This is a genomic window from Ructibacterium gallinarum, assembly GCF_014982785.1.
Classification (GTDB): Bacteria; Bacillota; Clostridia; order Monoglobales; family Monoglobaceae; genus Ructibacterium; species Ructibacterium gallinarum.
In genome coordinates, this window is the sequence record NZ_JADCKB010000003.1 from 47,756 (window position 1) to 72,568 (window position 24,813).

Consider the following 24,813-nt stretch of genomic DNA (forward strand, 5'->3'; position numbering starts at 1 on the left):
CAATTAATATGCATTCTCTAAATTGGTTCCCAAAAAATAATGCCGAAGTATTTCCAAATAGTCATATCCGGCTTCTGCCATACCTCTGGCGCCATACTGGCTCATTCCTACGCCATGACCCCATCCAGTTCCTTCAAAATAGAAACTTGTGTTTTCATGTGGCTCAGACGCAACAATTTCATATGTTTGCTGATATTCACCATTTGTAACATATAAAATATTTGACTCTAAAGAAGCCCGTCCTGCCGCTGTCAGCATTATCATTTTATCAATAGCCTGTTCGGCAACATCCGTACCATCTGTGGTATGTATTTTAGGTGCCGTCTGACCGCCTTCGCCGTCACCAACAACCGTAAACATTTGGCTCTTGGTTATGGTATTAAAAATTGTCCGGCATGCCTCGCGCTCAAAAATCTTAGATCCATTTGTTCCCGTCACTTCCATCCTCAATACGCGTCCATTGGGAGTATATTCTAAAACTTTAATTTGAGTTACAGCACCCACATCATATCCTTTGTTGCGCATAATTGCCGTAGCTTCCTCGCAAGTAAGCGAGCCGGACCATTTTCCATTGGGAATATTTTCCGTATCCTCAAAAGAATTATCTACACTTACCAAATATGGCAGAGAATTGCCCCAAACATTTTCCACATTTTCTGTTGTGGGACCCATCGATGAAGCATAATAAAGTTCTGCAAGCTCGCCGTCATAGGTCAGAACCTGCCGGGTAGTTTCATCTACCGGCGCATAAGACCCATCTGCCTCCGCTTTCACACCGGAGTATGCCTGACAATCTACTGTATTACACAAATCAAATCCCTGACTGCCATGCTTGTCCAAATTATTGATAGCATAATTCCGAGCGCAAACTGCCTGTGCCTTCAATGCTTCAATAGGCCAAGACGGACTCATCTCACGGGAAACCACACCATACAAATAATGGTCTAAAAATACAACGTTTACCACTGTCAATAAATTCCCATCTGGCAAGCAGTCGATTCCGCCCCGATACTCTGCTCCATCCACTGTAGTAATCTGATCCATGCCGGAAGCACGCGGCAAAACACCAGCGCTGTTGCCAATATACAACGTCTCGCCATTTGGATCTTTTACCACCACAGCTGCATTTTCGCCTACGCTCACCGTCACTTCCGTCTGATCCGTTTCCGTTTCATAAAGAAAGTCGCGTCCCTCATATCTGCCCAATTCAAACCCCCAGGGAGACTGAAGTGTAACAGATGGTAAAGCGCTGTTTCCAAAGAATAATCCTACACGTATGTACTGAGGTATACTGTAATCCGCCAATGCCGTAAAGGAAAAACATGGCAGTAATAAAAGCAGTACAGCAATAAAAACGGCAGTAATCCGCTTCAATTTCATCACACCTTTCACCTACAGCTCCGCTTCTTTGATATCAGCGAATAACTGTCTGGCATATAAAACAAATATATCATATCACAAAAATTAAATAATTTCCAGCCTTTTTTTCAAATCATAGCAAAATTCCATGAATTTTTCATGATTCTTTTATGAAATATTTGTAAACAACTATATACGCAGAAAGAAAATTACGTTTTTTCCCTGTTTATTAAAGCGAATTTGTGAAAATCGTCAGAATTTTTGCCGGAAAAGAGCGAATTTCTGCCCAAAAAACATTTGACATCTCCGGTATGTTCGCATATAATAACTATACTAAGGTAAATATATTGAAATGAGTTATAACACAAGGAGGAAGTTTCAGTGAAACAGTATAATGTCGGGATCATAGGTGCAACAGGGATGGTAGGCCAGCGTTTTATCACGCTGATAGAAAAACACCCCTGGTTTGAGTTAAAATTACTTGCTGCCTCTCCACGCAGTGCCGGAAAGCCATACAGCGAAGCAGTAGGTAATCGCTGGGCCATGTCTGTGCCGATTCCAGACTCTGTGAAAGATATGATTGTTTATGACGCGACAGCGGATGTGGAAACCATTGCAAATCAGGTAGATTTTGTCTTTTGTGCCGTAGATATGAAAAAAGATGAAATTCGCGCACTGGAGGAAGCATATGCCAAAGCGGAATGTCCGGTGGTATCCAACAACTCTGCCCACCGCCATACCGAAGACGTGCCTATGATTATACCGGAAATCAATCCGGAACACGCTGAAATTATTACTGCACAAAGAAAACGTCTGGGCACCAAACGTGGATTTATTGCTGTAAAATCCAACTGCTCTCTGCAAAGCTATGTACCTGCACTCCATCCCCTTAAAAAATATGGGATAAAGCAGGTTCTGGCCTGCACATATCAGGCTATTTCAGGTGCAGGCAAAACCTTTGAGACCTGGCCTGAAATGGTAGATAATGTAATTCCTTATATTGGCGGGGAAGAAGAAAAAAGCGAAATAGAGCCCTTGAAAATCTGGGGACATATTGATGGAAATAAAATTGTTGATGCTTCTTCTCCATCTATCACGACCCAGTGTCTGCGTGTTGCAGCTTCTGATGGCCATATGGCGGCAGTGTTTGTTAAATTTGAAAACAAACCTACCATCGACCAAATTAAAGCAGACTGGAAGGCATTTTCCGGCCTGCCGCAGGAACTTCAGCTTCCCTCAGCGCCCAAACAGTTTTTGAATTATTTTGAAGAAGACAATCGTCCTCAAACCAAACTTGACAGAAATTTGGAAGGTGGTATGGCCGTGTCCATGGGACGTCTTCGCGAAGATACACAATATGACTATAAATTCGTCTGCCTTTCCCACAACACGCTGCGCGGTGCGGCCGGCGGGGCAGTCCTGATGGCAGAACTTCTGGCCGCAAAAGGATATTTCGACTAACTCAGAAAGGAGTTGTACCGTTATGAAAACACCTATTTTCACTGGCTCCGCCGTTGCTATTGTCACGCCATTTACTTCGTCAGGCGTTGATTATCCAAAACTTGCCGAGCTCATTGAATTTCACATTCAAAACCATACCGATGCCATTGTTATCTGCGGAACCACAGGCGAAGCGTCCACCATGCCAGACGAAGAACACAAAGAAGTCATTCGTTTCACTGTTGAAAAAACTGCAAAACGAATTCCTGTTATCGCAGGAACCGGAAGCAATGACACCGCCCATGCAATCGAACTGAGTCAATATGCAGAACAGGCAGGTGTAGACGGTGTCTTGATTGTCGCTCCATATTATAACAAAACCACACAAAAAGGGCTCTGCGCCCATGTGGAAGCCATTGCAAAAAGCATCCAAATCCCCATTATCCTTTATAATATTCCTGGGCGTACCGGCGGACTGGGTTATAGCATTGAAACTTTGAAAAAATTATCCGAAATTGAAAATGTAAACGCCATCAAAGAGGCAACAGGCGATTTGGGATTTGCCGCTAAGGTTGCCGCAGAAACTGATCTGGTAATCTATGCCGGCAATGACGATATTATTGTGCCGATTATGTCTCTAGGCGGACAGGGCGTTATTTCAGTTGTTGCCAATATTTTACCGCAGGAAACCCACGATATCTGTGCGAAATTTGCTGCAGGTGACATTGCTGGTTCCCGAACTATGTTTTTAAAACTTTTGAAACTGATTAATACCCTTTTCATTGAAGTGAATCCGATTCCCATCAAAACCGCCATGAACCTCCTGGGCTTTCAGGTTGGAAACTTCCGCATGCCGCTCTGCGAAATGACGGAAGCCAATTTCATGGTACTCAAACAGGTGCTTAAAAACTATGATCTGCTGAAATAACGGCAGCGAATCAGCCTGAACGATTAAAACAGCTGATAAAAAGAGGTGCAATACAAATGATAAATATATTACTCAGCGGGGCAAATGGAAAAATGGGGCAGGCTGTAACCCGGGTTGCTGCCGCCTCCGACCATGTGAAAATTTCTTGCGGCTTTGATATTAATACTACCCAAAATGCTGATTTTCCCGTATACAACCAATTATCACAGGTAACTGAGCCTGTGGATGTGATCATTGATTTTTCACATCCCTCCATGCTGGATCATATTTTGGACTATGCAGCTGCAAACCAAATTCCGGCTGTCATCTGCACTACGGGGCTCAGCACAGATCAGCTTTCAAGGATTGAATTTGAATCAAAAAAAATCCCGCTTTTCTTTTCGGCTAATATGTCTCTTGGGGTCAACCTGCTGATTGATCTGGTTTGCCGCGCAGCAAAAATTTTAGAAAATAATTTTGATATTGAAATTATTGAAAAACACCATAACCAAAAAATAGATGCTCCCAGCGGCACGGCATTAGCCATTGCAAATGCGCTTTCGGATACGGTTTCTTATCCAGCCGAATACGTATACGACCGGCATTCTGTCAGAAAAAAACGCGGTAAACACGAGATTGGCATTCATGCTGTTCGTGGCGGTACAATTGTTGGCGAACACGAAGTGCTCTTTGCTGGAACAGATGAAGTAATCGAAATCAAACACAGCGCAGCTTCTAAAGAGGTCTTTGCAGTAGGTGCCGTACGTGCCGCACTGTTTTTGACCCAACAATCCGCGCCTGGGCTGTTTTCCATGAAGGATTTGATAGAAGCGCAATAAATTTGAAATTAATGGAGGGGACTATTATGATTAAAACTGTAACCGAAATCGGATATCTTCCCGATGTGGCACTTGTTACCGTGAATAATATTCCAAATACACCCCAAAACCTGGCTTCCATTCTGGATGAAATTGCTGCCCGCCATGTAACGGTAGACATGATCTGCCATACAGCTCCCTATAAAGATAAAGTAAACCTTTCCTTTACGGTTCCACAGGAAAATCTTGCGGAGGTAATTTCAGCCACACTTGCTTTCAAAGCATTAAGCCCGGAAATCTCTACTGATGTTAACGGGAATAACACGAAAGTCATTCTTTCGGGAGCAGGAATGCGAAGTACATACGGCGTTGCTGCAGAGCTTTTTCGGCTTTTGGCGGACGCAAATATATCCATTAAGCTTGTTACAACTGCTGAAACAGAAATTTCCTGTCTCATTGATATTAAGGACATAGAAAAGGTAAAATCTCTTTTAAAAGAAACCGAACAATGACATAAAACTATCTATCTCAAACATTCCTACTATAATGACAGGGACTGTCTAAAATGCAAAAAAGCATAAGAGACAGTCCCTTTTTTATAAACAACATTTGCACATTTATATCTAATTTTTGCGTTGCAATCGCTTATCATTTATTTATGCTCTCCGCTCAGAGTATGAATCCTTTTCCAGAAAAGCAAAACGAAAACAACCGCTGTCACCACCATTAAAAATATGCCTGCCCAATACAAAGCAGTGTGTCCTTGGTGTAAAACAGAAAATTCCCGTTCGTCATTTAATTCAAAAATCAAATAATTTCCATCCCGTTCACACGGAATCAACACTTTTTCTCCGTCCCGTATAATTCCAATCATATTTCCCTTGCCAGATTCATCCCGAATATGTACACAAATTTTTCCGTTATATTCCGGAATAATTTCAAAGGAATAGGACGCAATATTTTTATATCGATATCCGAAATGCGCAATATTTTCGATCTGCGTTGCTGTAAGCTTTGCATCCTCAGTAAAATTTCCTTCTACCAACATCAAAGGCGGATCTTCATCGGTAGCAATGGTTGTAGTTGCATCATGATATAAAGCATGAAAATCTGTATTGCGTATAATAGGCTGAAAAACATCTTGATCCCAACGGGGATAATATCCATCTCTCCATTCTGGTTCAGGAATCATTTCCTCACTTAAAACTGTGCCATAATCTACTGTATACGCCGCAAGCTGCTGATCGTCCTGATAAAAAACAACGCGAAAGTGGAACAGCGCCATTTCTGCAGACTTTCCCCGCAAAAGTTCACTGTTGTGACCATTCTGTGCTTCTGCAAGCGTCCGTATCTGAGGAAGATATAAGTCTCCGCTTCCCATAAACCAATCCTGATCCGAAAATCCAGAATAGGAAGGCGGCAAAACGTCCGTTCCAGCCATATCCCATGGAGCAACCGCAACGGCTACGTTTTCATAATCTGCTCCGTCCACGCCAGACAAGCCTTCCTGAATAAAGTAATTGGTTTGTACCTCACCAGATATCATTCCTGCAATAGCACCATTATACTCAATTCCCTCCTCGTACCGAGGCAAACTATAACAGAACGAAATATTCTTCCCCCGGCCGGCAATACCCCCTACGTATTTCTTGCCTTTTAAATCGGCAATAGAAATACAGCGGCTGATCGTCCCCTCTGAACGGCCGACGATTCCACCAGCATATTCTCCATCCTGCGCGGTGATATCACCCGAACCAATTGATTCATAAATCCAGCCAAGCTCCGCATTTCCAACAACAGCTCCAACATATCCATCTCGTGCAGAAACATTTTGCTCGGCAATGCATTGCCGTATGGTTGCTTTTACATATCCCTTTAAATCAATGGTGTTGCTAGCCGTAAGATTCAAGTTTTCGCCTTCTTTTACATCAGACTCAACACCCACATTTCCTGCTATACCGCCTGCTGCACTGCTTCCTTCAATCTCTCCACTATTAAAGCATTGATCAATGACAGCCATATCCACCCATTCACCAGCCACGCTTCGGTATAGAGGAGCCTCCACTGTAACAATCTTTTTTTCTTCGGCAGCATAAACAGACATTCCCATTTTATTAAAGATTTTCCCAATGATAGACGGGGGATTTTTAGGCAGTTTATTTTGAATTTTTTCAATCAATTTTTCCGTTTTTTTTCGTATTTCCTCTATTTTATCCTGCAGTTCTTCTACTGTTTCTATCAAATCCGAAACAGCCTGATCCACTCTTTCCAACGGGCGCGTAACTGCATCCGAAATATCACCCGCGCTGATTCGTAAAGCATGCAGCATACGCTGAAGTTCTGTCTGCGTTTTTTCGAGGTCTTCCTGAAATGGTTTCAGGTAATCTGTTTCCAATCGCTCCAAATCCTCTATTCTAGATTGCAGCTCATCAATTGTTTTTTGAGCATCAGTACGACCGTCCTCTACTGCATCCGACAAACTTCCCGCCAAATTATCGATTTCTTCAGCCGTCTTTCCAATTTCTCCAGCGGCAGTTTCCGCCCCTTCCAGCATACGATCCAGTTCTGCGACAGAATCTTGAAAAGTTTCCAGCGTGCCGCTAACAGAATCAAGGCCTTCGCCGCCTGCGCGATCAACAAGATAAGTTATGGCTTCCATCATTGCACTAAGATCACCGCGCAGCTGACTGATTTCCTCACCGCTGCTTAAGCCAGAAACAGCATCTGCAATATTTCCCGCAGCCGAATGAACTTCATTCAAAACACCAGTCACCTGATCTGTCACCTTATCTGCATCCCCTACCAAAGTATCCGCATACGTTTGCGCATGCTCTTTGGTATCCTGAATATTCGCTTCAATTGAATCCACGCCAGTCTGGACAAAATCACGAACGCCCTCTGCTGACAAATCAATATCGGTGTAAGGCTCAAAACGTCCCGTAATTCCTCCGGTATTTTTGCGTCCTTTTATCTCCCCCAAATTATTACATGCAGAAATCCTTCCTTTTTGTTTTCCTGCAATGCCTCCAGTATTATCTCCAATGTTGAAACAGCCAACCGCTGCTTCATTCACACATCCCCGGATAACACCCAAATTTTCTCCTGCAATCCCACCAGTATCCACTGCCGATGCATCGGCTTCCTGATTGACAATTCCGGCATTTTTGCTGCTTTCAATTCGCCCCTGATTACTCCCAGCAATTCCGCCAGTCGTCTCATATCCAGAAACAGCTGCCGTATTCATGCAATAATCGATGACTCCGCTCTCTCGGTTTTCTCCTGCAATGCCTCCCGTCTTTATTTCTCCTGCAATTGTTCCCGAGAAACTACAGTTTTGAATCACCCCATAATTGCTTCCGACAATTCCTCCCGTAATTTTTATCCGTTCCTGATCGTCATTAAATTTTAAACCAAAGGTTTTCGCTAAATTTGCGGCCATATCCTTTGCACTGGTCACTTTGCTTTTTGGACTATTTACCGTAATTTCTCCGGATAGATTCAGATTCTTTAACACAGCGTCTTCTGATGTCCGAACAATAAAGCCCTGTTCAGCCCCGGTAAATTCCTGTTTAAAATGAAAGATACGATACCCATTTCCCTCAAATGTCCCGCAAAAAACTGGGATTGGCTTAAAAGAATTACCTTGAAAATCAATGTCATTCAGTAAAACAACTTGTTTATTCTTGGAATATGCATCATAAACACAATTTTCTGCCAAATAATTTAAATCTTCGACCGTACGAATCGGTACAGTTTCTCCTTCTGCCTCTACAGAAATGACCGGAAAAATTTCCATAAAGAACAAACATGCCGCTATCGCTGACATAATACGCCGCATCATGATTTAACCTCTCCTTTCCCGGTCTTTAAAACTTCATGCTGGCCATCAGGCAATTTCGGCGAAGTTTGTATTTTCGCTCCCGAATCCACCCGCGCATGAATCTCTCCTCGAATCATTCCATGGACTGATCCGTCCACATAACCATTAATGTACCCATGTACCCTGCCGTTCACATACATGATACCACTTTCATCTGCCCGCGATGGTTTATCCTTCATTCGGGCAAAGGCCCCTTTTTCTATCAACTTATCACATAAAACCATCAACTGCGGCAATACCAGCATAACCAATATAATTGAAATGAGTGTTCCCCTTCCCAGACACAGTCCCAACGAACCGATCGTAGGATCTGAAGACTTAAATCCGATCAGAAATCCCGCTACCGTCATAATGCTCCCGGAGGTAAAAACTGTTGGAAACGCTTCATTTAATGCCTGCACTGCCGCTTTCTGCGGGTCCATTGTCTTTTTTAGTTCAAGATACCGATTGGCAAAAACAATTGCATAATCTATAGTTGCCCCCATCTGAATAGAACTCACAACCAAATATCCGAGAAAATACAATTTTGTTCCAGTCAAATACGGAAAAGAAAAATTCATCCAAATACTGCCTTGAATCGTCAGGACAAGAATAAAAGGCACCACAGATGACTGAAATGTAAATAACAATATCACGATGACTGCCAGCAATGTCAGTAAATTGATTTTATTATTATCCCCAGTAAACGAGCCTTTAAGATCCTGGCTGCTGATGGTATTACTTGCCAGGATAGGATTGCTATAATACCGTTTTGCCTCTTTTCGTATCTCTTCCATCAATTGCACATTTTCTTCGCTTTCAATATCTCCTGAATATGTAAAAATCAGACGCGCATAATTTTCTCCTTCTAGCTGCGCCCTGGCATCAGAGAGCGTGTCATAAAGGTTATTGACTGTCTCTGTCATATCCGGCTCCAAAGAGATGACTCCCAGGTCCATCTGCTCATGTACAAATAAAAATAACTCTAAAATACGTACTCGATATTCATCCACATTTTGAAAAATTGCCTGGTATTGCTCATGAGAAGCACCGTATGCCTGAAACAATAAACGACTGACTTCGATATCTATGCCTGTTAATTCCGCAAATTGCCGTGGCGTGATTGCATCCGTTAATCCATAGCTATCATTAATCTTAGTATTTGCTAGTCCCTGCGCTGAAGTCACTCCGCTTTTCTGTCCAACAACCTCCAAAACCTTTGCTTCCTTTTCGTATTCTCCTTTTGGAACAATGAGTGCAAGCGTATTATCCGTATCAAATGTTTCCTGTATTTTCTGCTGAGCCAAACTGTCCTCATTCCGCTTGCGCGCCTGAATAGAATTGGTATCAAACGCATAATCACACTGCGAAGAAAAATAAATACAGGCCGCCGTAATTACGGCAAAAATTACAGGAATCACATAACGAGCCCGAAGCATCCATCTGCCGAACCAATCAATATTAGGCACAAAAGAGCGATGAGATGTTTTATCAATCCACTTTGAAAACATCAACAAAAGTCCTGGCATAAGGAGAAAAACAGTCAGCAAACTGCACAGAATTCCTTTGCAAAGCACCAACCCCATATCCATTCCAATCTTAAGCTGCATGACCATCAGTGCCGCCAATCCTGCAATGGTGGTCAAACTACTGGAGCTGATTTCAATAATTGCCTTGGATAGCGCCGCAACAATGGCATCATATGCACTTTTCCCCTCTTTTTCCTCTGCAAATCGATGGGATAAAATAATTGCATAATCAATGGCCAGCGCAAGCTGCAAAACAACAGCAATGGAATTGGTAATATAAGAGATTTCACCAAAGATTACATTTGTTCCCATATTTAAGACAGCAGAAACACCAAACACAATCAAAAATACTGGCACTTCCATGAAAGACTGTGAGGTAAACAAAAGAACAGCAATGATAACTATCATGGCGTACACCAGAATCATATTCATTTCCTGTGCTATCCGTCGGGTGCTGTCATCAATGGTCGCAGAATAAATATAGCAATCATAATCTGAAACCATCTCGCGTATACGATCCAGAATTTCCAATTTTTCCTCGTTATCATCCATGGTGTCCAGTGTAATCTCGAGGAGCGCAGAGGATTTTCGAAAATAATCAGAATTTGTCTCAAAGATCACCGATTTAATTCCTTCTACCTGCCGCAACCGCTCTGCTATCTGCCCCGCAATTTCCGCAGTCGTATTGGTAATCATCAGCTTAGCGGTATCATAGGTTACAAACTCCTGTTTCATAATCTCTATGCTTTGCCGTGTTTCTGTATCCGTCGGCAGATAAGAAGTAATATCATTGTTCACGCGAACTTTTGGAATCGATAAGACACTGAAAAACAATGCCAGTGCAAATACGATATAAACCGCCTTCCGTTTGTCTACAATGAATGTTGCAGCTCGTTCCATCATATTGTTTTCCCGCTTCACATACGTACACCTCCGGCAGCTGTAAGATAATAGACAAGTGTTTTATATCATATAATGGAGTATACGCTAGAATAGTAAAGAATACAACCGTCAGTTTTAATATAGAGTATAGATATCAGACAATATATAAAAACTGTCCTTATGTATAGTTAAAAATACACTTGACGAAATGAAAAAAATAGAGTATGGTAAGAGAAAGAAACAGAGGAGGCAAAGTTATGTTGGAGAAAAAAGAAGATCTCAGAATCCGGCGCACCCATAAACTGCTTTCTGACGCATTGCTGACATTGATGAATCAAAAACCCTTTGATAAAATTACTGTCCGGGATATCTGTGACACCGCAATGATACATCGGTCTACTTTTTATACACATTTTACAGATAAATATGCTCTGCTCCAATACTGCCTCGGTGAATTTAAAACCGTATTTGACGAGACCGATTTAACAGAAAACAGTATCAACGGATACCGCCAGTATTATCTGAGTGTAGCAAGCTCTATAGCAGCGGAAATACAAAACAACAAATCGGTATATCAAACAATTATCAAAAAAAATCAAGAAGAATCTGTAATGCAGAATTTTCAAAATGAGCTGGAACGGCTTATTTTAGAAAAGCTGGAAAAATGCCAGGATACCCTGGAATTCCCAGTACCAACAGAATTTTTATCCACTTTTTATGCTGGCGCATGTATGAGCGTCCTTGTGAAATGGCTAAAAGGAGAAGCCTCTTATACCATGGACAATTTACTAAAATTTCTTGAACTGATGATATATCAGCCGATTGCCATTGAAAAAAAGCCTCAAAATATCTGAGGTAATTTAATTTTAAAAACACCAAAAACCGTGATGCTTCCTTAAGGAAACATCACGGTTTTTGCTAAAAAAATTCTTTCCTATCTTCAACATTCACATTTCAAGCATCCGGATTTTGCGCAGAAAAGTCTTCTTCATCCAAATCTTCAGGCGTAACCTCTACCTTTTTCTCCTTATGAAAAAGTTCTGTTACGCGATCAATGGCCTCCGGTGCCAAGTCCATCAGCCGATCATAAATGCTATTCTGCGGCGTAACAGAAATCATACGGATCTTGCCATTACCAACTACCAAAAAGGCTTCCGGAGTCAACGAAATTCCTCCGCCAGTAGCACCGCCAAACATATTTTTCGGTTCTTCACCAGAAACTTTTCCAGCACGATATTTTTCAAATTCAGAACCTCCTACGCCAAATCCAAGCGCAACTTTCGAAATTGGAATGATCACCGTTCCATCCGGTGTAGTAATCGCATCGCCCACAATGGTATTAACATCGATCATTTCTTTTAATCCCTGCAACGCTGTATACATGATGCCCTCAATCGGATGTTTGTTTTCAGCCATATTTTACACTCTCCTTACTAAAATGTTTATAGCAATAAGTAACTGCCAGTCTTAACGCTTGTTTTATCACAGCGTTTATAATATGTGCCGGCCTTACTTTAATTATACTCTTCGCTTCTAATGCAAAACATTTTTGATTAAAATCCGGTGTAATCTGCATATCGGGATAAGCGATATGAAAATACCTGCAAAGCATTGGATAAAGCATTCCTATCATTCCCCATGCAGTACCGAAAGCCATGCCGGTATGCGCAGGGTTGCCCGTACCGAACACAAGCCGTATTACCGTCTTTGGAATTTCTATCTTATACCGAAGATCTTTGAAAATGCCTCCCAGGACATCTCGGAACTGACTCCAAAGCTCCTGATATTCTGTAAAAACTTCTTCAAGCCCTCCTGGCTGATACCCACCTTTTTCTGGATTGTAAATTCTTTTTTTATCTTCTTGTAATTTTTGCACCCATTTTGGTTTTTTTTCTTGGGAAGCGCCTTGCTTTTCCGTCGTGCGTTTTGTTTGCTTGACTCCGGATACCGCTTCAGGCATTTGATTTTTTTCCTTTGTGGCAAACTTGTAGCAAAACACTTTCTTTTTAAAACGCAAAACGCGCACATATATTGTCAATGTGTTTTGAGTGTAATGCAGACGAATTTCCCACAAAAGCCAAGTTGTAATACCAACCACAAGTAATATGGCTGCCAACAATCCCAGCAAAATCCATACAATCATCTGCATATCTCCCCTTTATTCCGGAGCCTGTATTTCCTCTTTTTCTACTTTTTCTTTCTGTTCTATTTTCCCCTGTGTTTCCTCTGTTTCGCCTACTGCAGCAAATTCCATCTGACGGGGGGCAAGTTCCATTTCCAGTTGTTCTCCCTCTTCTTCCGAGCCGCCAAACGATTCAAAATCCGGCAAGTCAGACAAAGATGCGATTCCAAAACACCGCAAAAATTCCTGAGTGGTACCAAAAAGGATGGGGCGTCCAGGTGCATCCAAACGGCCTACTTCTTCCACCAAATTCCGTTCCACCAAGCGGTTGACAATATAATCGCAGTTCACACCACGAATATGTTCTATCGTACTTTTAGTCACAGGCTGTTTATAAGCAACAACTGCAAGCACTTCCATTGCCGCATTGGATAGGCTTTGTTTCCGCCGGGGCTCTGCCAGCATCGCCACATAATCATGGTATTCCCCACGTGTGCACATTTGATACGCATCTTCCAGCTGAATAATATGAATTCCGCGGCGCTCATAATTGTATTCATCCATCATCTTTTTCAAAATTTCACGAAGCGACCGCTTGTCCACATCCACAATGTCCGCAAGCTTTTCAATTTGCACAGCATCACCGGCCGCAAAAAGAACACTTTCCAGTACGGCTTGTATCTCTCTAATTTCCATTGTTTTTTCCTCAATCTGCTATATTGGTAAAATCCATTTCTTCACCAGTATCATTAGGAACAATCTTCGGATTAGCAAAGTTTTTCTCATCGCCATATTCCACACGAATTTTTTTCATTTTAATAAGTTCAAGCACCGCTAAAAACGATGCCACTGCCTCCGGTCGGGAATGGATTCCGCGAAACAGATCTCGAAACATCATTTTGCCTCTTGAAAGCAATCGTTTCCAGATTCCGCGTACCTTCACACGCACCGAAACCTTTTCATGTCCCACAATACCTGCAAAAGAATGTCGCGGCGGCGGCTGTTTTCTCTCCATCTTTTGGTAAGCCCGCTTATACGCCGCCACAAGATTTTCTCCCGTCATACTGGTATAATTCCAATCGGCAGGTGGACGTTCCAATGCATCTGGGGCTTTAAAAAACATTGACGCACCAATCCATTGTCGAGGGCAAAAAAACGCTGCAGCCTCTTTTACTTTGTGATATTCCACCAGCCGACGCACCAATTCTTCACGGGGATCTCCCTCTTCTTCGTTTTCCGCTTCTGGTTTCGGAAGAAGCATTTTTGATTTAATCTGAAGTAATGTTGCTGCCAAAACCAAAAACTCGCTGGATACTTCAAGATCCATTTCTTGCATTTCCTGCATTACCGCCAGATACTGATCCAAAATTACCGAGATCGGGATGTCATAAATGCTCACCTTGTTTTTACGAATCAAAGTGAGCAGCAAGTCCAGTGGTCCTTCAAAATGCTCCAGTTTAAATTGCAGCTGATCCATATGCTTCTCCGTTTCGCCTCCTGCTTCGGCATCCTTTTGCCTTCATCTGCAGGGAAAATAATAAAAGTACCTTATGCTTTAATGAATAAAGATTCCTATAATGTTATTATAGCCCGCTAGAACCACTTGCTCAATCATCATCAACAAATGGTTAAAAAACGGAAGATTAATTAATATAATCAAGGCGATGAACCCAAAACGCTCATATTCCATAATTTTAAAATATGTCCGCGCCGGCAGGACAGCATTTAAAACCTTAGAACCATCCAGCGGTGGAATCGGAATTAAATTAAATATTCCAAGTCCAAGATTCAGCATAACAAGATAATAGCAAATCATGTAACATACATTTGCAAGTTGGAAAGAAAAACTTGCTTCCGATGCAAAGCGAATATTTCCCAGCACAGCAACTCCTACTTGGGCTAAAAACGCCAACAAGAAATTTGAAATGGGTCCACCCAATGCTGTAAGCACCATACCGCCTTTTTTGTTATTAAAATTCCAGGGATTGACCGGTACTGGTTTGGCCCATCCGAAACCAAATAGAAACAAGCAAAGTGCTCCGAACGGATCTAGATGGTGCAATGGGTTCAATGACAGCCGTCCGGAATATTTGGCGGTTTTATCACCCATCCAATATGCCACTAAACCATGGCAAAGCTCATGAATGGAAAGTGAAAGCAGAACGCAAAACGCGATTACCAGTATATAAAGCAATTTTTCGCCGATGCTGAGACTAGAATCTCGAAGCAAGGATAAAAACATAGCATTCCCTCCGTATTATACATCACAGGCAACCAGATCCTGATAGGTTTCGCGGCGTACAGCCAAACGTGCCTTCCCATCTTTAACCATAATGATAGGGGGTCTCGGTATCCGGTTATAGTTGCTGGCCATAGAATAATTGTACGCTCCAGTAGCCAGTACAGCCAGTAAATCTCCAGGTTTCACCTTTGGAAGCTTTGCATCCCGGATCAAAACATCACCGGATTCACAGCATTTTCCCGCAATGGTTACAGTCATCTCCCGCTCTCCCTCCGGATTTTCAGGAAGAACAGCTTCGTATTCTGATCCGTACATAATATGCCGCGGATTATCCCCCATACCGCCATCCACAGAAACATAAGTACGCACAGACGGAATTTCCTTAACAACACCTACTGTATATAAAGTCAGGCCAGCGGAAGCAACAATAGAACGCCCAGGTTCCATTAGAATGAACGGTTGCGCCACATGGAGCCTCTCACTTTCTTCACGAACTACCCGAGCTACTGCCTCAATGTATTTATCATAATCGACAGGTGTATCCTCCTGTACATATTTAATACCATACCCGCCGCCCAAGTTTAATTCCTGAATTTGGGCGCCATATTTTTCTTTTAACATACCAATAAATTCCATCATAGTTTTCGCCGCCAATTGGAACGGCTTAAGGTCAAAAATTTGAGAACCGATATGGCAATGCACCCCAACCACGTTAATATGGGGCATACGCAATGCAATACGGACGATCTCTTCCGCCTCGCCTGTTTCCAGTGCAACACCAAATTTAGAATCAATTTGCCCGGTTTGGATAAAACTATGCGTATGGGCATCAATTCCCGGTTTAATACGGAACAAAACAGAAGTCTCCAGATTTCTTTCTGCCGCCAGCTGTTCCAGCATTTCCAGTTCCGTCATATTATCTACAACAATTCTGCCTACACCGTTTTCCAGCGCCATAACAATTTCCTCTTTTGTTTTATTGTTACCGTGGAAATAGATTTTTTTCGCAGGAAATCCAGCCTCAAGCGCCGTATACAGCTCTCCGCCAGAGACCACATCAATCCCCATACCTTCTTCCTGCATAATCCGATAGATTTCCTTGCAGGAAAGTGCTTTGCTGGCATATAAAACCATCCCGTTTCCGCCATAATATTCTTCCATAGCACGAAGATATACCTGGCAGTTTTTGCGGATTTCGTTTTCATCCATTACATAGGCCGGTGTTTTAAATTCACGCGCAATTTCTGTCAAACTACATCCGCCTATTTCCAAGATGCCTTCACGGCCAACCTGAAGGCAATCCATCACAAACTGCATCCTTATGTCCTCCTTCAAACAATGTTACAATATTACATTTTATTGTAACACAAGACAACCACTTTGTCAAACCACACAGCATAGGTAGTATGCACAGAAACAAAAAGTTCAGCGCAAAATTTTTATTGGTTTTTTTATATATTTTTTTTAAAAAAAGCTTGCAACAAAACTTCAATTGTGATATACTATTATGGCGTTTGGGCAAAGTCCCAAAAATTAATTACACACGCCGGCTGATTGCCCGAAAAGTGCCGCACACCCATGACGGTTTCAGGGCAAAACGATCCCGGCGGAGGAAAAAACTATGGAGGTGTTAAATCATGGGAGTTATTCAAATGAAACAGCTGCTGGAAGCTGGTGTGCATTTCGGACACCAAACCCGCCGCTGGAATCCTAAAATGGCAGAGTATATTTTTACAGAAAGAAACGGCATTTATATTATTGATCTGCAAAAAACTGTAAAAAAAATCGAAGAGGCTTATTATTTTGTGCGTGATATTGCAGCAGAAGGTGGAAGCGTTCTATTTGTAGGTACAAAAAAACAGGCACAAGACGCTATCCGCGAAGAAGCCGAAAGAACTGGTATGTATTTTGTAAATGCAAGATGGCTTGGCGGAATGTTGACTAACTTCAAAACCATCAAAAAACGGATTGAACGCTTATATCAGCTAGAAAAAATGGCTGAGGACGGCACCATGGATCTGCTACCTAAAAAAGAGGTTATTAAACTAAACCTTGAGCATGAGCGTCTGGAAAAATTCTTAGGCGGTATTAAAGAGATGAAAGAACTTCCCTCTGCTTTGTTTGTAGTTGACCCCAGAAAAGAGAAAAATGCAATTGCAGAAGCGCATAAATTGGGTATTCCTGTAATTGCTATTGTAGATACCAACTGCGACCCCGAGGAAGCAGATTATCCTATTCCCGGCAATGATGACGCCATCCGTGCGGTAAAACTGATCGTTTCTACCATTGGAAATGCCGTATTGGAAGGCAGACAAGGCGAACAGAACACTCCAGAAACACCTGTTGAAGAAGAAGCTGAAGTCAGCCTGGACATGCTGGACGAATAAGAAATTCACAGGCAAAGATATATTACCAATCATTTAGAAAGGAAGATGAACATGGCATTTACAGCACAAGATGTAAAAAAGCTGAGAGAAATGACAAACTGCGGTATGATGGACTGCAAAAAAGCACTGACAGAAACCGACGGAGATATGGACAAGGCCATTGAATTCCTGCGTGAAAAAGGTCTTGCTACCGCTGCCAAAAAAGCCGGCAGAATTGCTTCAGAGGGTATGGTAGAAGCTTATGTTTTTGACAACGGTGTCGGTGTTGCGGTAGAAGTAAATTCTGAAACCGATTTTGTAGCTAAAAACGCAGATTTTCAGAATTTTGTACACGCGGTTGCACAGGTGATTGCAGATACCAACCCTGCCGATGTAGAAGATTTAAAAACCCGTAAAATTAATGACACTCAAACGGTAGGAGATGCGCTGACTGAAAAAATTGCTACCATTGGTGAAAACATGAACATTCGCCGTTTTGAGCGTTTTGAAGGTATCAACCAGGCATATATTCATGCCGGCGGCAGAATTGGTGTTCTGGTTAATTTTGAATTAGCAGATGCCTCCAAAGCAAATGATGATGCCTTTAAAACAATGGCCAAAGATGTTGCAATGCAAATTGCTGCTGTTTCTCCGCAGTATGTACGTGAGGAAGAAGTTCCTGCTGATGTTGTAGAACACGAAAAAGAAATTCTTAAAGCGCAAGCGCTCAACGAAGGAAAGCCGGAAGCAATTGTAGAAAAAATGGTCGTGGGAAGAATCAAGAAATTTTTCAAAGACGTTTGTCTTGTCGATCAACCTTTTGTGAAAGATCAGGATATGACAGTTGCAAAATATGTTGATGGCGTTGCCAAAAATTTGGGAACTGATATTAAAATTGTAAAATTTGCTCGTCTGGAAAAAGGCGAAGGTTTGGAGAAAAAAGAAGAAAATTTTGCAGACGAAGTTGCAAAAATGATAGGAAAATAATTCTTTCTCGCTTTTTGAAAAAAAGTGCAGGCTTTGGGCCTGCACTTTTTCGATTTAGATAAGCTTCTATGGATTCCAAACTATTAAGTTCACACCACAAGAAAATCGGCGACCTAATATCTTAATTTATTGCAAAATACGATTTAACACTGCCGCCATTTCTGCCCGAGTTGCATTTCCCTGCGGATAAAACATATGGTTTTCATCTCCCTGCATAATCCCCTGTGCAGAAACATATTTTACATAATCCACTGCCCAATCAGAAATATCTGCCACATCCATATATACTAGTTCTTGATACTCTGTATTCTCTGAACAGTTCATACGTTTGCTGAGCATATAAAGCAACTTGCTCATTTCCTCTCTGGTAATTGGGTCATTAGGTCGAAAGACGACATCGGGTGAAATAAAGCCGGCAGAAAATGCCGCCTGTATATAACCCGCATACCAATCTTCTGCCTTAATGTCAGAGAAGCATTTTGCATATTCCATTGCAGAAAGATTGGCGCTCCGAATCATCACCGTTACCATTTCCGCTCTGGTCACACTATCTTCTGGACGATAAAATCCATCACTCCCCTGCACAATACCTTTTTTTGCCATAGTCAAAATATCCTGTTCGGCCCAATGCCCTTCAATATCAGCAAACTTCACTTCATCTTCCGTGTCTTTTCCCTCTTGATCGCTTGCATCTTGGCCTGACTGGTCACTTTGATCGCTGTTGCCCCCGCTGATACTACTACCGTTTCCACCGCTGACACTGCCACCACTTCCTCCTGTTGGATTACGGTCAACGATACCTCCTCCTTGTGAAGGATCCAGCTCTGGCTTAGAATCAACAGACTGATCAATCAGCGTGACATTGCCATCTTTTTGTACAAAAGCGATGCCATCTCCATTTAAAGTGACATTTTTTATGCTATCTGTAACACACAGTTTCATCTTTGACGCGTCTATATTTTCTTCCGCTGTCGTAATATTTAAGGTATCTCCGGTAATTTCAAATGAGAAATCACTGTATACACTTCCCAGGTCGACAATTACCTTTCCGTCAGAAGTATTGATGCCAGAAGACTGGTTTAAAATAACCTCTTTAATACTTTCACCTGAACTGCGCACAAGTGCTAACTTTGCAGTTGTTTGATAATCTCCAAAGTTTCGTTCCCTTTTCTCCATTGGTTCATAATCCAGCATATATTGCACCGTTTCTTCCTTTCCTTCAATGACAGTATCAAAACGCAGTGCAGTTGCTTCAGAAGCACTTGCGCCGATATCCAAGCGACTGACATTTATGGAAGCCGTACCAGGATTGCGATATGGAAGCAAGACCGTATCAAAGGTCGCTTTTCCAGCTATTCCTTCTTTGGAAAAATAACCATATTTTGATTGCACTACCTGCCCATAACTATAATCATGCAGGCCCATTTCTTCTGCTACCTGTACGTCATCATCTGCGGAGGCAACAATAATATTTGCGCCAGCTGAAAAATTAGAGGAGATTGTTTTATGAATGTTATTCCCTGTCAGGCCGGCATTTGGCAGCATATGCCAGGACTGCTTATAACTGTTTTCTTTGGTTTCGTTATCAGGATCAATCAAATCAGATACAATCCAAAATCCGGATTTTACAAAAGTAATGGTTCTTCTATGTTCAAAACCAGAATAAGCTTTTGAGCTCTGACTCAAAAAGTCGTATGTATCATTACTCACCCAATCATAGATGCTCCCTGTGTCAGCAGAGCTTTTTCCGGCTGCACCAATATTTTGACTTGTATTATTGATTTCTACCGTATTATGCGCACGGGTGGATTTACCCCAAATACGATTCGGATCCGACTCGGTATAAGTCATAATTCCTGGGTCAACCAACAAATTACGCTGATAAGCCATCACTGTCATTGCATTGTCATCTGCGTGGGAATGCTGTCCACCTCCTCTGACTTGTGTAAAGCAAAACAATGCATTTTTTGTCCAGTCGGAACGCATGATACTTAATTTGCTGTCAGGAAACAATTTTGAAGTCCATTCCGGTTCTTTGCCTCTGCGATAAAAAGATGAAATAAAGCTCAATTCATCATCTTGGAACCAATTCGCAAGTTCTGGTCTTCTGTCACCATAAGAATTGCCTCCCTGCTGATCTCCGTATTGCAGCGACAGACCATTTGGGCCGTTTAGCAGCATATTATAATATCCTGCCTTATGCAGCATATCGTTGTACTGTTCTGAAACATCACGGCCATTGTTTAATAAAATTTCTTTTAATTCTATAAAGTCTCCATACGCACTTTGGCTGTATCCACCGGTTCCCTCAATATAGGAACCATCATCAAAATGATTTTCATAAATTAAGGCTTCCAATCTTTCTAACGCTTGATCAAACCATTCATTCCATTTTGTAAATTCTGGAAAAGACAATCCACCATGTAGAATTCCTTTATTTTCATGCTGAATCCAATTTCCAGTAGTGGTTTTGGATTTGGTAAGCGAATCAGTCATGTCCCACATATTTTTCATAATTGCAGTACAAATTTCAGGCGTCATATACCGGCTTTTCATTAAAGTAAGTAAGGCAGGAATTTGATTTTGCAGACGTATAGAGGTATCCAGCGTTCTTGGGTAACCGCCTCTGATATTCTGGCCACCCCAATTTGAGCCGGTAGTATACATCAGTTCTCCTTTATCCCATATGAAATCCATCATATCAGAAATCATGTAATATGCATATTTCTCATCCCGAGTATATTGATATTCCGTAGACAAAATATCCCATCCAAAAAATCTGGACGATTGAAACAAATATTCAGCATCTGCCCCTTTGGGAGATTCCCAGTCGTTTCTGCCAGGCAAACCATTATAATTATATACATATCCAATTAAGGAATTCCAGCACACATTCTGTTCCGACCAGGCATTATTGGGATCATAGATCACAATAATTTCTTTGTTGCAATCATATTGTTCTTCTGTCTTGGCATTGACTACTAAAACAGCATTTGTAACACTATCTGTTTCCAAAATATCAGAGAAATTAAATCGCAGAAGCACCCTGCTTGTTTCATTTCCGAGAAATTCACCGGACATTTTGACCGTCATTTCACTTTCTGTTCCAAAACAAGTATCCGCATACTCTCCAGCTCGAATTACAGCGTCTGCTTCCGCCTCATAAACTCGCACTTGACCATTCACCGTCACTTCTAGTCTAGGTCTCATGGAAGAATCTGGGTATTCCTTTGATATTATCTTTACACTTGATGATTCATTATATCGAGAAATAATTCCATAAGTATTGGCTCCGCCTTTTGTAACAGATTCAGCTTTAACCGATATTGCCACAGTTTCATATTCAGAAGAACTTACTTTGCTGCTTCCTTGATAATAATTTGTTCCCTGCAAACTGTATATATCAGATATTCTCATATCTGCCCATCCTGCTTCACGTGCAGTCGCAGGCTGGATTGACATTTCTTCGGTGCGTTCCCGCATATGCTTTAATAGTTCTTCTTTAGCAAGGAAATAATTTCCTTCTTTTACCGCACTTTCAATGGCGCCAAGCTCTGTCCGACTATAATCCAGTTTACCTTCCGTTGTCCAGTTGCTTCCGTCAAACTGTCCAAAAAATTCTTCATCGGTCATATACTGTGGATCTGTGTATTCGGTATCTGCCTTGACCATAAAACAAAAATCCTTAGATTTTGTAATACCTCCTTCCGAAACCGAAGCAGTAAGAACAACTTCTTTGTCAGCCATATCCCACCGCGGCCGTATTACCCTTCCGGCATTCGTTATTACTAATGGTTCACTGCTGCGCCATACAATCTCATGTCCATAAAGGCCTTGTGCAGGCAACCGAAGATAACTTGTAATACTGTCTGGGTTTTCTGCAGTAAGTAACTCATAGGACAAATCCTCTAATTCTCCTGCCAAAGTTTCTTCTGCCGAATTGAATTTCCTTAACACACGGAACTTAAATAATTTTTCATATTCAAATCCATATGCAGAAATTGTTGCAGTTAAAGTCACCTCTGGCATTGTATCTACATTTTCAGGAAAATGAATCTTCCCATCGGTAGATATAATATCAGGATGAGAAGAATTCCAGCTGATATCACTCCCGTAACGTCCTTTGGTCACCAAATTAAGATCTTGGTCAATAATATTGTCCATAACATATGGAGCAGTGCGAATTTGACTATCTGTCAACCAGCGATTGTCTGCGGCTGCAACGGAATAAGACGGCGGTATAGCATAATACACTTTTAAATTATCCATTTTCACCATACATTCAAATGTAGCATTTCCTGTTGCAAACTGCATGGACATAATGCCTTCTCCTGCACTGGTACTGTTATTGGCGCGAACATCTTGAACCACAAGTTTATCATTAATCCATGCAGAATACCGATCCGCTTCCGTATCAAACAAAATACGCAAATGATACTTTTCAGGGTAATTTCCATAATATTGTCCCTGAGTTCCATCTTCATTCAAATATCGAAGATAAGTATTTCCATCTCCATAATAAAATGCACGAAGATAATCGCTCCAGGCACCACCCTTTACAAATATTTGATTCCATTGTCCCCAACCGCTCTGCTCCAACGTATATTCTACACATATCATTCCCTTAAGAGGCTGGCTGTCAGGACTAAAATAAATATTAGTATAACAGTAACCCCCCGCGGGCTGTTCTAAAACCAGCTTACCGTCTTTGATAGAGGACTTGCCACCGTCAGAATCCGAAATGGTAAAATTATTTGGTAAAGTATTGTCAGAAAAATCATTTTCATAAATCATTTTCTCTATCATAGGCAAAGCGTCTGCTTCAGCATTCGCATTTAAAATTTTTAGTTTAAACTGTTTTTCTTCCCTTACCTCACCTGAAATAACCGTCATAGTAAGAGTCACCGTTCCATGTCCTTCCGTCGGTCGGTGTACTGTCCCATCAAGACTCACGAGATTTTCATCCGAAGTTGCCCAAATGATGTCACTGCCATTTTGACCTGCATTCGGTAAATTAATGTTTGAGGATATATACCCTTCTATGCTTTCAAACGGCTTAAATAAACTTTCATACGTCAGCAACACCAAATCTTTATCCACACGTTCCTGATCCGGCATTTCTTCCATAGCCAAAAAATGTTTATAATCATCTACCGTAATTGTATTAGGGAGTTCATCAGCTGACACGTTATATATTGTGACACCAGTTAAATAATTTCCAGGTGTATTCAAATAACAGTTATCACACACCAACCGATTGTTGATCCACAAGTCTACTGTGCCTTCATCCAAATGGTAAAAAATCGTAAACTTTGCTGTTTTATCTGTTTCAAAGGTTCCCATATCGTGCGCATATCCGCTTCCCCCGGCTGTATCTGAAAAATAAGCCCATATGTGGCCATCCTGATTCCAATCGACTCTAAATAAATCACCGTTTCCCCATGAACGTACCATCATTTTCTGATTTTGGTTCATCTTGTTGATGATGAACTCAGTAACTAAGTCGCCAGTTGCCAAATCGTTAGGATATCTGAAATACGCAGCATTATCATTTGAACTTTTATTTCTTGTAATTTTTAAAACGCCCTCTTCTTCTATCACGGTTCCTACATCTGCTGCTGTCTGTATGGATATTCCGGAGTCAATGATGCCATCAGAAAAATCATCTGTTTTTATCATATTTCCGGATACCGGCATACCATTAATTTCATTACGCCGAGCTGGAACAACTATTAAAAAAGTTTTTTCTTTCGACACATCATCTTTAGAAATAACAGCGGTCAAGGTAACCTGTACATCCTCAATGCCACGCTTTACGGTACCAGAGTTAGATAAAACAGCTGGCATGTTTGAATACCATGTAATTTCTGACCCGTTTTTTCCCATGGATGGAAGTATTAAATCATCTAAAACCATTTGATTATCCAAAGGCGGCACTTTACATAAATTTTCTAACGTCAGGGCATTATAATCCTCTTCCACAATCTCTTCCGATGATGACATCAAAAATATATCTTCAAATAGCAGGTCATCGGCATTTTGGGTTTCCTTTTCATCCACATTTTTCTGCGTTTCTTCTTCAAAAGATTCCGCCTGATTTTTGTCTTCCATTTTTGGCCCGTTATCCTGATTCCCCTCTGTCTGTCCTCGTATCGGCTCGGTAATTTCTGTAACAGACATCATACCAGCCTCATCTATATTGCCTGCAAATACATTTCCTAAAGCCACAAGAGTCATAGCTATCGTCAGCAAAGCTGAAATGCTTTGTTTTAATTTCATTTTGCAATCATTCCTTTCGGGCT

The 24,813-nt window shown here is 41.5% G+C and carries 17 protein-coding genes; 7 read left to right on the forward strand and 10 right to left on the reverse strand.

Translation table 11 applies throughout. The features are described 5' to 3' along the window. Positions 1 to 3: 3 nt before the first annotated feature. Complete coding sequence (locus INF28_RS02365) at positions 4 to 1,380, reverse strand: SpoIID/LytB domain-containing protein (protein WP_226391942.1); 1,377 nt, start codon at positions 1,378 to 1,380, stop codon at positions 4 to 6. Positions 1,381 to 1,740: 360 nt separating this feature from the next. Between INF28_RS02365 and asd the strand changes: the two genes are divergently transcribed. The 4 genes from asd to INF28_RS02385 are packed head-to-tail and all read left to right on the forward strand — an operon-like array spanning position 1,741 to position 5,036. Next, on the forward strand, positions 1,741 to 2,820 hold the full coding sequence (asd, locus tag INF28_RS02370) for an aspartate-semialdehyde dehydrogenase (protein ID WP_226391871.1): 1,080 nt from the start codon (positions 1,741 to 1,743) through the stop codon (positions 2,818 to 2,820). A gap of 22 nt (positions 2,821 to 2,842) precedes the next feature. Continuing rightward, the gene (gene dapA / locus INF28_RS02375) at positions 2,843 to 3,727 is read left to right on the forward strand and encodes a 4-hydroxy-tetrahydrodipicolinate synthase (RefSeq protein ID WP_226391872.1); all 885 of its coding nucleotides are present in this window, start codon (positions 2,843 to 2,845) and stop codon (positions 3,725 to 3,727) included. A 56-nt stretch (positions 3,728 to 3,783) separates the two neighbouring features. Further along, on the forward strand, positions 3,784 to 4,545 hold the full coding sequence (dapB, locus tag INF28_RS02380) for a 4-hydroxy-tetrahydrodipicolinate reductase (protein WP_226391873.1): 762 nt from the start codon (positions 3,784 to 3,786) through the stop codon (positions 4,543 to 4,545). Between the two features lie 26 nt (positions 4,546 to 4,571). Next, a complete protein-coding gene (locus tag INF28_RS02385; protein WP_226391874.1) occupies positions 4,572 to 5,036 on the forward strand; it encodes an ACT domain-containing protein in 465 nt (154 codons plus the stop codon). 140 nt (positions 5,037 to 5,176) lie between these two features. Here INF28_RS02385 and INF28_RS02390 read toward each other — a convergent pair whose 3' ends face one another. Both INF28_RS02390 and INF28_RS02395 read right to left on the reverse strand, forming a co-directional pair. Further along, a complete protein-coding gene (locus INF28_RS02390; protein ID WP_226391875.1) occupies positions 5,177 to 8,365 on the reverse strand; it encodes a GLUG motif-containing protein in 3,189 nt (1,062 codons plus the stop codon). Next, complete coding sequence (locus INF28_RS02395) at positions 8,362 to 10,833, reverse strand: efflux RND transporter permease subunit (RefSeq protein WP_226391876.1); 2,472 nt, start codon at positions 10,831 to 10,833, stop codon at positions 8,362 to 8,364. The genes INF28_RS02390 and INF28_RS02395 overlap by 4 nt, the downstream gene beginning before the upstream one ends. Before the next feature lie 218 nt (positions 10,834 to 11,051). Between INF28_RS02395 and INF28_RS02400 the strand changes: the two genes are divergently transcribed. Then, on the forward strand, positions 11,052 to 11,648 hold the full coding sequence (locus INF28_RS02400) for a TetR/AcrR family transcriptional regulator C-terminal domain-containing protein (protein WP_226391877.1): 597 nt from the start codon (positions 11,052 to 11,054) through the stop codon (positions 11,646 to 11,648). 100 nt (positions 11,649 to 11,748) lie between these two features. Here the strand turns inward: INF28_RS02400 and ytfJ are convergent, their stop codons facing one another. The 6 genes from ytfJ to lysA form a co-directional block, all read right to left on the reverse strand. Beyond that, positions 11,749 to 12,210 carry a GerW family sporulation protein gene (gene ytfJ, locus INF28_RS02405; protein ID WP_226391878.1) on the reverse strand — a complete coding sequence of 154 codons (462 nt, stop codon included), beginning with the start codon at positions 12,208 to 12,210 and terminating at the stop codon, positions 11,749 to 11,751. Beyond that, a complete protein-coding gene (locus INF28_RS02410) occupies positions 12,203 to 12,937 on the reverse strand; it encodes a DUF2953 domain-containing protein (RefSeq protein ID WP_226391879.1) in 735 nt (244 codons plus the stop codon). Before INF28_RS02410 ends, ytfJ begins: the two co-directional genes overlap by 8 nt. A 15-nt stretch (positions 12,938 to 12,952) precedes the next feature. Then, positions 12,953 to 13,612, reverse strand: a complete 660-nt coding sequence (scpB, locus tag INF28_RS02415; protein WP_226391880.1) for an SMC-Scp complex subunit ScpB — start codon at positions 13,610 to 13,612, stop codon at positions 12,953 to 12,955. A 10-nt stretch (positions 13,613 to 13,622) separates the two neighbouring features. Beyond that, complete coding sequence (locus tag INF28_RS02420) at positions 13,623 to 14,393, reverse strand: segregation and condensation protein A (RefSeq protein ID WP_226391881.1); 771 nt, start codon at positions 14,391 to 14,393, stop codon at positions 13,623 to 13,625. Between the two features lie 78 nt (positions 14,394 to 14,471). Beyond that, a complete protein-coding gene (locus tag INF28_RS02425; protein ID WP_226391882.1) occupies positions 14,472 to 15,158 on the reverse strand; it encodes a site-2 protease family protein in 687 nt (228 codons plus the stop codon). Between the two features lie 15 nt (positions 15,159 to 15,173). Continuing rightward, complete coding sequence (gene lysA, locus INF28_RS02430; RefSeq protein WP_226391883.1) at positions 15,174 to 16,475, reverse strand: diaminopimelate decarboxylase; 1,302 nt, start codon at positions 16,473 to 16,475, stop codon at positions 15,174 to 15,176. 320 nt (positions 16,476 to 16,795) lie between these two features. Between lysA and rpsB the strand changes: the two genes are divergently transcribed. Beyond that, on the forward strand, positions 16,796 to 17,545 hold the full coding sequence (gene rpsB / locus INF28_RS02435) for a 30S ribosomal protein S2 (protein ID WP_226391884.1): 750 nt from the start codon (positions 16,796 to 16,798) through the stop codon (positions 17,543 to 17,545). A 51-nt stretch (positions 17,546 to 17,596) separates the two neighbouring features. After that, entirely contained in the window at positions 17,597 to 18,511 is a 915-nt protein-coding gene (gene tsf, locus INF28_RS02440; RefSeq protein ID WP_226391885.1) for a translation elongation factor Ts, read from the forward strand. A gap of 126 nt (positions 18,512 to 18,637) precedes the next feature. On the opposite strand, the gene INF28_RS02445 is transcribed toward tsf, so the two are convergent. Next, a complete protein-coding gene (locus tag INF28_RS02445) occupies positions 18,638 to 24,790 on the reverse strand; it encodes an immunoglobulin-like domain-containing protein (protein ID WP_226391886.1) in 6,153 nt (2,050 codons plus the stop codon). Positions 24,791 to 24,813 lie beyond the last annotated feature (23 nt).